Annotated in this window: 8 protein-coding genes; all 8 read left to right on the top strand. The window is 71.5% G+C overall.

The window, feature by feature from the left end; all coding sequences use genetic code 11:
* Nucleotides 1–179 precede the first annotated feature (179 nt).
* The 8 genes from AB0C22_RS02625 to AB0C22_RS02660 all read left to right on the top strand — a co-directional run bounded on the left by AB0C22_RS02625 (nt 180) and on the right by AB0C22_RS02660 (nt 13,250).
* Nucleotides 180–2,567, top strand: a complete 2,388-nt coding sequence (locus AB0C22_RS02625) for a sodium-translocating pyrophosphatase (RefSeq protein ID WP_219465955.1) — start codon at nt 180–182, stop codon at nt 2,565–2,567.
* 107 nt (nt 2,568–2,674) lie between these two features.
* Nucleotides 2,675–3,217 carry a hypothetical protein gene (locus AB0C22_RS02630; protein ID WP_208565556.1) on the top strand — a complete coding sequence of 181 codons (543 nt, stop codon included), beginning with the start codon at nt 2,675–2,677 and terminating at the stop codon, nt 3,215–3,217.
* On the top strand, nt 3,208–3,810 hold the full coding sequence (locus AB0C22_RS02635; protein ID WP_357533081.1) for a hypothetical protein: 603 nt from the start codon (nt 3,208–3,210) through the stop codon (nt 3,808–3,810). Before AB0C22_RS02630 ends, AB0C22_RS02635 begins: the two co-directional genes overlap by 10 nt.
* Nucleotides 3,811–4,290: 480 nt before the next feature.
* On the top strand, nt 4,291–7,134 hold the full coding sequence (gene topA / locus AB0C22_RS02640; RefSeq protein WP_357533083.1) for a type I DNA topoisomerase: 2,844 nt from the start codon (nt 4,291–4,293) through the stop codon (nt 7,132–7,134).
* A gap of 50 nt (nt 7,135–7,184) precedes the next feature.
* Nucleotides 7,185–8,477, top strand: coding sequence for a CapA family protein (locus tag AB0C22_RS02645; protein ID WP_308290984.1), 1,293 nt, complete (start codon nt 7,185–7,187; stop codon nt 8,475–8,477).
* Between the two features lie 144 nt (nt 8,478–8,621).
* The gene (locus AB0C22_RS02650) at nt 8,622–10,883 is read left to right on the top strand and encodes a cache domain-containing protein (RefSeq protein WP_357533085.1); all 2,262 of its coding nucleotides are present in this window, start codon (nt 8,622–8,624) and stop codon (nt 10,881–10,883) included.
* A 1-nt stretch (nt 10,884) separates the two neighbouring features.
* Complete coding sequence (gene pgsB, locus AB0C22_RS02655) at nt 10,885–12,771, top strand: poly-gamma-glutamate synthase PgsB (RefSeq protein WP_357533087.1); 1,887 nt, start codon at nt 10,885–10,887, stop codon at nt 12,769–12,771.
* Nucleotides 12,768–13,250 (top strand): poly-gamma-glutamate biosynthesis protein PgsC/CapC, encoded by a 483-nt coding sequence (locus AB0C22_RS02660; RefSeq protein WP_208565561.1) that lies wholly within the window; start codon nt 12,768–12,770, stop codon nt 13,248–13,250. Before pgsB ends, AB0C22_RS02660 begins: the two co-directional genes overlap by 4 nt.
* The last annotated feature ends 26 nt before the right edge of the window (nt 13,251–13,276 follow it).

A 13,276-nucleotide genomic window follows, 5' to 3' on the forward strand; every position in this document is an offset into this window, starting at 1 on the left:
CCAACACTGACCAGGGCTACAGTCTGTGAGTTGTCAGCACGTGATCCTTCCCGCAGCCAGCGAACATAGATGGTGATCATCTGCCGTCGGGGCGGGTCGGAGCAGGTGCGCCACCGCATCCAGGCGTCGGCCATACGTCCACTGGCCGGCGCGACAGTGTTCGGTACAGGAGGACATAGATGTCCGGGACCTTGGCCGCCGATAGCGGCGCGCTGTCCCTCACCGGTGAGAACCTGACGTACGTCGTCATCGCCGCGGTCATCGCGCTGGTGGCACTCGTCTTCGCCGCCGCCTTGACCAAGGCCGTGCTGGCAGCCGGTAAGGGCACCACCAACATGCAGGAGATCTCCGGCGCGGTGCAGGAGGGCGCCTCCGCCTATCTGCTCCGGCAGTTCAGGACGTTGGCGATCTTCGTGGTCGTCGCCGTCGTGCTGCTCTTCCTGTTGCCGGTGCACGACACCGACGGCAGCGAACTCGCGGTGAAGATCGGCCGATCGGTGTTCTTCGTGGTCGGCGCCCTGTTCAGCGCGTTCATCGGCGGTGCCGGCATGTGGCTGGCCACCCGCGCCAACCTGCGGGTCGCCGCGGCGGCCCGGGAGGCGACCGGTGGCCGGGAAGCCGCCATGAAGATCGCCTTCCGCACCGGTGGCGTGGTCGGCTTCCTCACCGTCGGTCTCGGCCTGTTCGGCGCGGCGATGGTGGTCGTCTTCTTCAAGGGTGACGCGCCGACCGTGCTGGAGGGCTTCGGCTTCGGTGCCGCCCTGCTCGCCATGTTCATGCGGGTCGGCGGCGGCATCTTCACCAAGGCCGCCGACGTCGGTGCCGACCTGGTCGGCAAGGTGGAGCAGGGCATCCCGGAGGACGACCCGCGCAACGCCGCCACCATCGCCGACAACGTGGGTGACAACGTCGGCGACTGCGCCGGCATGGCCGCCGACCTCTTCGAGTCGTACGCGGTGACGCTGGTCGCGGCGCTGATCCTCGGCCGTGCCGCGTTCGGTGAGGACGGCCTGGTCCTGCCGCTGATCATCTCCACGATCGGGGTCCTGGTGGCGATCGTCGGGGTGTTCATCACCCGGCTGCGCGCCTCCGACCGCAACGGCCTCACCGCCATCAACCGGGCCTTCTACCTCTCGGCCCTGTTCTCCGCGGTGCTGGTCGCGATCGCCTCCTACTTCTACCTCCAGCCGACCTGGGCCGACCTGCTCGGCCCCGAGTGGCGGGCCAGCCTCGGCGTGGACGGCGGCGACCCGCCGCTCGGCCCGCGCGGGGTGACCATCGCCGCGGTCGTCATCGGCATCGGGCTGGCCGCCGCCATCCAGGCGCTGACCGGCTACTTCACCGAGACCACCCGCCGCCCGGTGCAGGACATCGGCAAGAGCTCGCAGACCGGTGCCGCCACCGTCATCCTCGCCGGCATCAGCGTCGGCCTGGAGTCGGCGGTCTACTCGGCGCTGCTGATCGCTGCCGGGGTCTTCGGCGCGTTCCTGCTCGGCGGCGGCTCCATCACCCTGTCGCTGTTCGCGGTGGCGCTGGCCGGCACCGGCCTGCTCACCACCGTCGGCGTGATCGTCGCGATGGACACCTTCGGCCCGATCTCCGACAACGCGCAGGGCGTGGCCGAGATGTCCGGCGACATCGACGAGAACGGCGCGCGGATCCTCACCGAGCTGGACGCGGTCGGCAACACCACCAAGGCGATCACCAAGGGCATCGCGATCGCCACCGCCGTGCTCGCGGCCACCGCGCTGTTCGGCTCGTACACCGACACGCTGCGTACCGCGTACTCCGACGCGGGCGTGGGTGACGTCGGTGCCGAGATCCTCGGCGCGCTCAACGTCGCCAACCCGCGCAACCTGGTCGGTCTGATCATCGGTGCGGCGGTGGTCTTCCTCTTCTCCGGGCTGGCCATCAACGCGGTCTCCCGCTCGGCCGGCGCGGTCGTGATGGAGGTCCGCCGGCAGTTCCGCGAGCTGCCCGGGATCATGGACGGCACCCAGCGCCCCGAGTACGGCAAGGTCGTCGACATCTGCACCCGGGACGCCCAGCGTGAACTGATGACCCCCGGCCTGCTGGCCATCCTCGCCCCCATCGCGGTCGGTTTCGGCCTCGGGCCGGGCGCACTGGCCTCCTACCTGGCCGGGGCGATCGGGGCGGGCACCCTGATGGCGGTCTTCCTGTCCAACTCCGGTGGGGCCTGGGACAACGCCAAGAAGCTCGTCGAGGACGGCGCGTACGGCGGCAAGGGTTCCGAGGCGCACGAGGCGACGGTCATCGGCGACACCGTCGGTGACCCGTTCAAGGACACCGCCGGCCCGGCGATCAACCCGCTGATCAAGGTGATGAACCTGGTCTCGTTGCTGATCGCGCCGGCCGTGGTGGCCTGGAGCGTCGGCGACGACCGGAACACCCCGCTGCGCCTGACGATCGCGGCGGTCGCCACCCTGATCGTGGTCGCGGCGGTGGTGTTCAGCAAGCGCAAGGGCGTCGCGATGGACTCCACCCCGGACGGTGGTGGCACCGGTGCGGGCAACGACCCCAAGCAGGTCGAACCGGCCAACGTCTGAGTGACGACGCAGCGGGTTCCCGGCCGTCCCGGGGACCCGCTGCGGGGGCCGACCAGCGCGAAACCTGATCGCTGGCGCAATCGCCCGGAGGCCGTACGCTGCATCGCATGCGTACGTGTCGGGCGAGTGCCGCCGGAAAGCTCACGGTGGTCCTCACCACGGCCGTCCTCGTCGTCGCCGGCTGCGGCGGCGGTCCCAGCCCACGGGCCTGGGCGGCCTCGGTCTGCGAGGCGCTCACCCCGTGGCGGGCCGAGATCAGCAAGCTCACCAGCAGCACCCACCAGCAGATGACCGCGCAGACCACCCCGGCACAGGCGAAGGAGAACCTGGTGCGGCTCTTCGCCGGTGCCGAGCAGGCCAGCGAGACGGCCCGCCGCCGGATCGCCGACGCGGGCATCCCGGAGACCGACCGCGGCGACGAGGTGTCGAAGGGGTTCCGGACGTCCCTGGAGAGGATCAGGGACGCCTACGGACGCGCCGGTGACACCATCGACGCGCTGGACACCGGGCGGGCCACCGTGTTCTACGACGGCGTCCAGGCGGCGGTGGACAAGCTCAACAAGGAGTACGACGCGAGCGCGCTGGACACCGGGCGGCTCAACTCGAAAGAGCTCAAACAGGCCTTCGACGAGGTCCCGGAGTGTCGCTGAGTCGTACCGACCCGCCCGGGGAGCCGGTGCGCCAGTTGTCGCTGTTCGGCTCCGAGGCGGCCGATCCGTCCGTCGCCGATCTGTCCGGGCTGTTGGCCGGCCCGGGGGAGGTGCACCGGATGGGGCGTACCGCCCGGTTGTCCGTCGAGGTGGACGCGGCCTGGCGGGTGCACGTGCTCGTCGCCGAGCTGGCCCGGCGGGGGCTCGCGGCGGGCTGGGAGGCGACCGGGGAGCAGCGCTGGGTCGTGCGTACCTCGTATCTGACCACCCTCGCCCCGCTGGCGACGGCCTGGCTGGCCGGCGGGGTCAAGCGTCCGCCGGGCCACTTCCACCTGCACGGCCGGCGGTTGCGGCTGTGGCTGGCCGCCGCGGGGGCGGCCGACGAGGCCGGCCTGTTGCTGCGCCTGCATCCCCGGGACGAGCCGTGGTGGCCGGTGGTGCGGGCGGCGCTCGCCGTGGTGGGTCTGCCGGCGGCGCTGCTGGAGGCGGAGGCGGGTGGCCCGGCGTTCCGGATCGGCGGGCGGCGGCTGGCCCGGCTGGCCGAGCTGGTGGGCGACCGACCGCCCACCGCCCCCGTCGACCTCTGGCCGTGACCGCCCCGCCTGGCGACGCTCTGCCCGGCCCCACCCTGCCCTGCACCGCCTGGCCCCGTTGGCCCGGGCCCGGGTGGTGATCGACCCGACGGCGGCGATGTTGCGCTGTCGGGACGCCCCGGATGCGGCACCATCGGCCTACCGGAGGCGGTCGTGCAGACTGGCCAAGTGTCCGATCATGGACAGTATCGCGGACAGTATGCTGACCGTCTCACTCCGTGAGCAGCGGGATTCGCCCAGGTCGGGGGTCCGTCCCCGTCACCGTGGCCCACTTCCGGGCCTACCCACGGTGTACGGTGGCGCCGTCCGGCCGCTGCGGCCGGCGTGGCGTCGGTGGTGTCGCCGCGCGGACGTTGATTGCCGCCCCCGGGACCCGGAACCCGGGCGGCGCGTTACGTTGGACATCCGGACCAACCGTGGTCCGGCGGGCGCGACACGGCCCGAATCGGGCCTGGAGCAGGAGCGGAGTCGGGGAGAGACGTGCCGAGCAACGCTGGAACCACCCGTCTGGTCATCGTCGAGTCACCGGCGAAGGCCAAGACGATCTCGGGCTATCTCGGCCCGGGGTACGTCGTGGAGGCCAGCTTCGGCCACGTCCGGGACCTCCCCCGTAACGCCGCCGACGTGCCGGCCAAGTACAAGGGTGAGCCGTGGGCCCGCCTCGGGGTGGACGTCGACAACGGCTTCCACGCCCTCTACGTCGTCTCCGCCGACCGTAAGCAGCAGATCAACAAGCTGGTCAAGCTGGCCAAGGAGGTCGACGAGATCTTCCTGGCCACGGATGAGGACCGCGAGGGCGAGGCCATCGCCTGGCACCTGGTGGAGACCCTCAAGCCCAAGGTGCCGGTCAAGCGGATGGTCTTCCACGAGATCACCAAGCCGGCCATCCAGGCCGCGGTGGCCAACCCCCGGGAGATCGACCGGGACCTGGTCGACGCCCAGGAGGCCCGCCGCATCCTCGACCGGCTGTACGGCTACGAGGTCTCCCCGGTGCTGTGGAAGAAGGTCATGCCGAGGCTCTCGGCGGGCCGGGTGCAGTCCGTGGCGACCCGGATCGTGGTCGAGCGGGAACGCCAGCGGATGGCCTTCCGCACCGCGGAATACTGGGACATCCTCGCCACCCTGGCGGTGGCGAAGCCGGGCGAGGGCCCACGTACCTTCAACGCCACCCTGGTCGCCCTCAACGGCGACCGGATCGCCACCGGCAAGGACTTCGAGCCGACCACCGGCCGGGTACGCCCCGGCGCGGGCGTGGTGCACCTCGACGAGAGCGGGGCGCGGGGCCTGGCGGCCCGGTTGGACGGGCGGCCGTTCACCGTCACCCGGGTCGAGGAGAAGCCCTACCGTCGTCGCCCCTACGCGCCGTTCATCACCTCCACCCTCCAGCAGGAGGCGGCCCGCAAGATGCGGTTCTCGTCGCAGCAGACGATGCGCACCGCGCAGCGGCTCTACGAGAACGGCTACATCACCTACATGCGTACCGACTCGGTGAACCTGTCGGAGACCGCCATCGCGGCGGCCCGCCGGCAGATCGTCGAGCTGTACGGCGAGCGCAGCGTGCCACCGGAGCCGCGCCGCTACACCGGCAAGGTGAAGAACGCCCAGGAGGCGCACGAGGCGATCCGCCCGGCGGGGGACAACTTCCGCACCCCGGGCGACGTGGCCAAGGAGCTGTCCGGCGAGGAGTTCAAGCTCTACGAGCTGATCTGGCGGCGCACCATCGCCTCGCAGATGACCGACGCGGTCGGCTCCAGCGTCTCGGTGCGCATCCGGGCGGTCTCCGCCGCGCAGGAGGAGGCGGACTTCGGGGCCACCGGCAAGACCATCACCGACCCGGGTTTCCTGCGGGCCTACGTCGAGTCCAGCGACGACGAGAACGCCGAGGCCGAGGACGCCGAGCGGCGGCTGCCCACCCTGGTCAAGGACCAGCCGTTGACCGCCGACGAGCTGGCCGCGCAGGGCCACCACACCCAGCCGCCGTCGCGCTACACCGAGGCGTCGCTGGTCAAGTCGCTGGAGGAGCTGGGCATCGGCCGCCCGTCGACGTACGCGTCGATCATGCAGACGATCCAGGACCGCGGCTACGTCACCAAGCGCGGCCAGGCGATGATCCCGACGTTCCTGGCGTTCGCGGTGATCGGGCTGATGGAACGGCACTACCCGCGCCTGATCGACTACGACTTCACCGCCAGCATGGAAAACGAGCTGGACGAGATCGCCGGGGGCGACCACGCCGCCGTCGACTTCCTCACCGCGTTCTACTTCGGCAGCAGCAACGGCACCGGTGACCAGGCCATCGCCCACGCGGGCGGGTTGAAGAAACTGGTCACCGAGGACCTCAGCGAGATCGACGCGCGCAGCGTCAACTCGATCCCGCTGCACACCGACGACGAGGGGCGTGAGGTCGTCGTGCGGGTGGGCCGGTTCGGGCCGTACCTGCAACGGGCCCTGCCCGGCGAGCAGCCGACGCCGAAGGCCGAGGGCGAGGAGGGCGGCGGCCAGGGCGACCGGGCGCCGATCCCGGAAGGGTTGGCCCCCGACGAGCTGACCCCGGAGAAGGTGCACGAGTTGTTCCTCGGCGGGGGCGGCGAGCGCAAGCTCGGCGACGACCCGGCCACCGGGGAACCGATCGTGCTCAAGTCCGGCCGGTTCGGCCCGTACGTCGCCAGCGGCGAGCGCAAGTCGTCGCTGCTGCGGACGCAGACCCCCGACTCGCTCACCCTCGACGAGGCGTTGAAGCTGCTCAGCCTGCCCCGGGTGATCGGGGTCGCCCCGGACGGCGGTGAGGTGGTCGCCAACAACGGCCGCTACGGTCCGTACGTCAAGCGTGGTGACGAGTTCCGCTCGCTGGACTCGGAAGACAAGATGTTCACCGTCACCCTCGACGAGGCGCTGGCCCTGCTGGCCGCCCCGAAGACCCGCCAGCGTCGGGCCGCCGCGCCCCCGCTGCGCGAGATGGGCGTCGACCCGCTGACCGAGAAGCCACTGGTGATCAAGGACGGCCGGTTCGGGCCGTACGTCACCGACGGGGAGTTCAACGCGTCGCTGCGGCGCGGGCAGACCCCGGAGGAACTGACCGTCGAGCAGGCGTCGGAGATGCTGGCCGAGAAGCGGGCGAAGGGCCCGGCCCCGAAGAAGGCGGCGGCGAAGAAGGCCCCCGCCAAGAAGGCGCCGGCCAAGAAGACCACGGCGGCGAAGAAGACGACGGCGGCCAAGGCCACGACCACCAAGGCCACCGCGACGAAGCAGGCCACGACGGCCAAGAAGACGCCGGCCCGCAAGGCTGCTCCCCGCAAGGCCACGGTGGCTGCCGACGGCGAGTGAGCCGCTGAAAGGGGCCTCACGTCCGGTGCGTGATGGCCTACTCTGTCGCGGTGTCCAAATCGGAGAGTGCGGGTGGCGGCCGGCCGCTGAAGGTGGCGGGCATCGTCGCCCTCGTCGGGACGGTGCTGGCCGGAGCGGGGCTGATCGTCTGGCGTACCAGCGGGACACGGGGCGATTCGCCCGCTGACCCGCCGGGTATCGGTGCGGGTGCGCCGGTCGCCGAGGTCGGGCCGGTCAGCACCCCGCCCGACCCGGCCGTACGCCAGGACTCCTCCGGGCGTCGGCTGTTCACCATCCTGGGCGCCGGTGACGTGCTGGTGCACCCGGAACTGACCCATCAGGCGGGCCGGGACGCCAAGCGTGCGGGGCGTTCCGCCGCGCTCGACTTCAACCCGTTGTTCCGGCACGCCCGCCCGGCGGTCGAGGGTGCTGACCTGGCGATCTGTCACCTGGAGACCCCGCTGGCCAAGCCGGACGGGCCGTTCGTCGGCTTCCCGAAGTTCAGCGTCCCTCCGCAGGTGGTGGACGCGATCCGGGGCACCGGCTTCGATGCCTGCTCGACGGCGTCCAACCACAGCATCGACCAGGGCGAGGCGGGGGTCGTCCGTACCCTGGACGCGTTGGACGCGGCGAAGATCGGGCACACCGGCAGCGCGCGGACCAAGAAGGAGTCGCTCACCCCACGGATCTACACCAAGAACGGGGTACGGGTCGGGCACCTGGCCTACAGCCTGCACTTCAACGGGCTGCGACGGCCGGCGGGCAAGGAGTGGATCGCCAACCTCATCGAGCCGCCCAGGATCCTCGCGGCGGCGCGCAAGCTGCGCGCGGCGGGTGCGGAGATCGTGGTGCTGAGTCTGCACTGGGGCACCGAGTACGAGAACCTGCCGGACGCCAAGCAGGAGGAGTGGTCGAAGCTGTTGATCGCGTCCCCGGACATCGATCTGATCCTGGGTCACCATGCGCACGTGGTGCAGCCGATCGAGAAGATCGGCCAGAAGTGGGTGGTCTTCGGGATGGGCAACCAGGTCGCCCGGCACGCGGAACCGATCCCCGCCAACCGGGAGGGCGTGATGGGGCGGTTCACCTTCACCGAGACGGCCAAGGGGAAGTGGCGGGTGACCCGGGCCGAGGCCGTTCCCACCTGGATCGATCTGAATCCGGACATCCGGTTGGTGGATCTGCCGACCGCGCTGGCGGATCCGGCGACCCCGGCGCACCGCCGGGAGATCTACCGGGCTGCTGCCGCCCGCATCCGGGGCTACCTCTTGGCCCGTGGGGGAGAAGCGGATGGTCTTGAGGTTCTTGGCCCGCCCGGTGGTTCGGCCACGCCGAACGGGTAAATCACGCGGTTGAATATCCGATTCGCTCGATAGTTGGCGAATCGCGCCATCCGGCGGGCGGTGAGCGCTGTTAGCCTCGCACGCCGGCTGGTCCACGGGGAGGAACGGTTACATGGGTGACGACTGTCTACTGTGGGTGCGTGGATGAACCATCCGCCACCGCCGGTGCGGGCGGGCCTCCACCGCCCCGGGGACGGGCAGGGAGAGTTGGCCCGTTGGCGTCTGATCAGCCTGGAGAAACAGCTTCCGCAGCCCCGTCTGCTGACCGGGGTCGGTACGCCGGCACTGGTGGCCGCCCTGCTGCTCACCCTGCTCGCCGTCTTCGCCTTCGCCTACCTGGGCCGCGACAGCGAGGCCGGCGTGCCCCGGGCCGTGACCGACTCGCAGCGGGACTTCGTCAGGGCGGTCGCCCGTGGCCTCGACAGCTCGGTCGCCCGTAGCCGGGAGGAGTTGGCCCGCACGGCAGGCGCCTACGACGCGCGGCCGGCCGGGGCGGCCACCCAACTCGCCGCACTCACCAGAGACCAACCGAAGTGGCGGGGCGTCGGCGTCCTCGACGCGGCCGGAAAGTCCACTGTGGCCGCTGTCGGTCAACCGGTGGCGCTGCCCCCCGGCACCGCCGCCGGCCGGATCGCCCTGCCGGTGGTCGAGGGCAACGACCCCCGGCTGCTCCTGGTCGAACCGCTGTCCGACGGGCGGTTGCTCGTCGCCGAGCTGAACCTGCACATCCGTACCCTCCGGCTGGACCCGAAGGCGAAGCAGGCCGTCCTGATCGCCGTGCCCGGAGGTGGGCGGTCCCTCGTGCAGGGGGCACCCGTACCGGCCGATCCCGCGCTGGACGGGCTGATCACCGGGGCGGTGGGAGCGACGTCCGGGGGGTCCGCCGCCACCCGCACCGGCGCACCGGCCGCCGGCCCGGTCGACCGGGACCCGGCCGCGCCGATCGCCCCGGTGGCCACCGCCGACGCCGTCGGCAAGGTCGGTGTCGTGGTGGTCTCCCTGGTGTACGTCCCGGTCACCGCCGCTGCGGTCACCCGGGAGCCCCTGCTGGCCGCGCTCGTCCTACTGGTGGGTGCCGGTGCGGTGCTGCTGATCCTCCAGTTCGGACTGGTGCGGCCGATGCGGCTGCTCCTCGTCCACGCCAAGGCGGTGGCCTCGGGCAACCCTATGCAGGGGCCGCCGAGGACGGCGAACGCCCAGGTCAACCGGATCGCCTCGGCGTTCGGCACGCTCGCCGCCCAGCAGCACGCGACCCCGGCGGGGCGCGGCCCGGACGACCCGACCGGCGGCGTACCGGCAGGTCTTGCGGTCGTCACGGCGGTCGTCGCGGTGCTGTTGGCCGCAGGCGGGATCCTGGCCACCCTCGCCCCCCACGAGGACGACCTCCCGGCCCAGGTGGTGCGGGACTCGGAGAACCAGGTCGCCGCCGTGGCCGGCGCGGTCGACGACACCCTGGACGGTGGCTACACCAAGCTCGCCCTGGTCGGCGCGGACAACCGCACCGCCGGCACCGGCCAGCTGCGCCGGGCGCTCGACCGCCTGCTCGACGACAACCGCAGGTTCCGCAGCGGCTACCTCGTGTCGGCGAACGGCGGTGTGGTCACCAGCGTGGGCCGGACCCCGCTGCGACCCGGTGGTCCGTTGCCGGGGGAGGGCGGTGTGGTGCTGCACGACGTGCAGGGCCGACTGCCGATCGTCTACGCGTACACGCAGCTGGCGGACGGGCGGTCGCTGGTCGCCGAGTTCGACGTGCGTTACCTGACCCGGCTGTTGGAGCGGGTCGACGGGCGACTGCGGGTGGTCGACGTGGACCAGCGGGACATCCTGGATTCGGCCGGCTACCTCGCCTTCGAGCAGGTCTCCAGCCGGCAGGTGCGCACCGCGGCGGCGGAGGCGCTCAGCGGGAAGCCGTACGCCCGGGTGGCGGAGGTCGACGGTGACCGTGAGCTGTTGATCACCGCGCCGGTCGCGCTGGAGGGCTCGGCGGCGCACCTGGAGTGGACGGTGGTGGCCGAGCGCCCGGTCACCGACTACGCGCTGCCCGGCAACGAGATGCGTCAGGGCGCGCTCCTGGTCGCGGTCGTCGCGGCGGGCATCGGCCTGCTGCTGTTCAGCTGGTACTACTTCTTCCAACTCCGGCCGTTGCGCAACCTGTCCCGGGAGGCGGCGGCGCTCGCCGGTGGGGACAGCAGCCGGGTGATCTCACCGCGCTGGCACGACGACATCGGCGCGGTGGCGGTCTGCCTGGAGGTGTGTCGTCAGGCGGCGGTCCACGGCGAGCAGCGGCTCGGGGGTGCGGCACGACTGCGCGGCACCGAGGGCATGCCCACGGCGATCATGACGAAGGTCCCGCCACGACGGAAGGCGGGTAGCCGTGGTGTCCGGTCGTCCCGCAGGGGTGACTGAGATGCTCTTCCTCTATCTGGTGTTTCTCCTCGCGTGCCTCGGATTGCTGGCGGGCGGCATCATCGAGCAGCGCAACCATCACCGCAGCCTGCACCGCATCCCGCAGCGGGTGCTCGTCAACGGCATCCGGGGCAAGAGTTCGATCACCCGGCTCACCGCCGGTGCGCTGCGTGGTGGCCGGCTGGTCGTGGTGGCCAAGACGACCGGCACGGCGGCCCGGTTCATCTTCCCGGACGCCAGCGAAGAGCCGGTCTACCGCAAGTTCGGCATCGCCAACGTGGTGGAGCAGATCGGCATCGTCCGCCGGGCCGCCGCCTACTACCCGGACGCGTTGGTGATCGAGTGCATGGCGGTCATGCCGCCGTTGCAGGAGCTGAACCAGACCAAGCTGATCCAGTCCACCATCGGCATCCTCTGCAACGTCCGGGAGGACCACCTCGCCGAGATGGGGCCGACCCTGGACGACGTGGCCCGTTCGCTGAGCCGGTCCATGCCGGTCGGCGGGATCTGCGTCACCGCCGAGTCCGACCGGCTGCACATCCTGCAGGCGGAGGCGGACAAGCGGTCCTGCAAGCTGATCCCGGTCGACCCCGAATCGGTCACCGACGACGAGATGGCGGGCTTCACCTGGACCACGTTCAAGGAGAACGTGGCCATCGCCCTCAAGGTGGCCGAACTGCTCGGGGTGCCCCGGGAGGCCGCCCTGACCGGTATGTGGACGGCACCCCCCGATCCGGGGGTGCTCAGCGTCGAGGAGTACCGCCGGGACGGCACGTCGCTGCGGTTCGCGAACATCTTCGCCGCCAACGACCCCGAGTCGACGTTCATGAACATCAAGCAGTTGCAGGAACAGGGGTCGATCCCCCGACCACTGCACGTGCTGATCAACTGTCGGCCGGACCGGGTGGAGCGGAACGGCCAGATGGGCGCGCTGGTCTCCCGGATCGACCCGGACAAGGTCGTCCTGATCGGTGAGCCGACCCGGAGCGCCCGCGTCAAGATCGAGGAGAGCTGGCAGGGCCGGGTGGTCGACCTGGGCGGTCGGATCGGGGCCGAGGAACTGCTCGACGGGGTGCTCGGCAGCATCGACGGGTTCGCCTCGGTGCTGGCGATCGGCAACATCCACGGTCAGGGCGAGATCCTGCTCGCGCAGCTCAGCCGTCTGGACCGTCCCGTATCCCAGGAGCCACCTGCTCGTGCGGTACCGCCGGGTCCGGCTGCTCGTGTCGTGCCGCCGGGTCCGCCTGCTCGTGTGGTGCCGTCGGGTCCGGCTGTGCGTGCGGTGCCGCCGGGTCCGGCTGTGCGTGCGGTGCCGGCGGGTCCGCCTGCTCGTGTCGTGCCGCCGGGTCCGAGTGTTCGGCCAGTCGGCGAGGCCCCTGCCCGTCGGTACGGCGCACCGGGGGGCGACTCGCCGCCCGGACCGGCCTCCGGTGCCTCCCGGCGGCCGGCGACGACGTACGGCAACCCTCCCGCGCCCCCGGCACCCCCCGTGCCCCTCGCGCCCCCGGCGCCGTGGCCCGGCCCCCCGACGGCCCGACCGTACGACGGGCCGGAACGCCCCGGCGTGCCCGCCCCCGGGCGTCCGGACCGGTACGCCGCGCTCGCCCCCGAGCAGTTGGACCGGTACGCCGCGCTGGCCCCCGAGCAGTTGGACCGTTACCACGCCCAGTCTCCGGGCCAGCGGGACCCGTTCGGCCTGGTGGAGCAGGAGCCGCCGACCCGGCGCGGCCGGCCGGTGGGCGGGCCCCCGGAGCAGGCCCCGGTGGACCACGATCCGCGCCGGGACCGGAGCCGCCGGCCACCGGCCGACGGCACCGCTGCGACACCACCCGATCCCGATCCGCAGTCGTCGCATCGACGGCCGTCCGTCTACCGGAGTTCCTCATGATCAACGGAGAACTGACGCCCGAGCTGTCCACGCTCTGCCTGGGCGTCGGGCTGGTCCTCGCGCTGGCCTGCTACCTCACCACCAATCTCTCCCCCGGTGGCATGATCACGCCGGGTTGGCTGGCGCTGGCCCTGGTCGAGGAGTACCGCCAGGTGCTGGTGATCGTCGCGATGACCGGGGTGACCTGGGGACTCACCCGGGTCATGCAGCGGGTGGTCATCCTTTACGGCAAGCGGCTGTTCGCGGCGATCGTGCTGCTCAGCGTGCTGCTCCAGACCACCCTCTTCCTGGTCATCCAGCAGGACTTCCCGCTGCTGTTCTCGCACCAGACCCTCGGCTTCGTGGCACCTGGCCTGATCGCCTACCAGCTGGTCCGTCAACCGCCGCTGGCGACGATCCTGGCCACCGGGGCGGTCTCCGTGGGTTCGTACCTGATCATCTTCAGTGGCATCCTGGCCGGCCTGGTGCCGGTGAGTTGAGCCGAGACTACGGAAGCAGGCATCCC

The organism is Micromonospora sp. NPDC048894 (assembly GCF_040649765.1).
GTDB lineage: Bacteria > Actinomycetota > Actinomycetes > Mycobacteriales > Micromonosporaceae > Micromonospora > Micromonospora antibiotica.

Coding starts and splice junctions, on each gene's coding strand:
- AB0C22_RS02625 (WP_219465955.1), top strand. CDS start 180: ATGTCCGGGACCTTGGCCGCCGATAGCGGCGCGCTGTCCCTCACCGGT.
- AB0C22_RS02650 (WP_357533085.1), top strand. CDS start 8,622: ATGAACCATCCGCCACCGCCGGTGCGGGCGGGCCTCCACCGCCCCGGG.
- AB0C22_RS02630 (WP_208565556.1), top strand. CDS start 2,675: ATGCGTACGTGTCGGGCGAGTGCCGCCGGAAAGCTCACGGTGGTCCTC.
- pgsB (WP_357533087.1), top strand. CDS start 10,885: ATGCTCTTCCTCTATCTGGTGTTTCTCCTCGCGTGCCTCGGATTGCTG.
- AB0C22_RS02660 (WP_208565561.1), top strand. CDS start 12,768: ATGATCAACGGAGAACTGACGCCCGAGCTGTCCACGCTCTGCCTGGGC.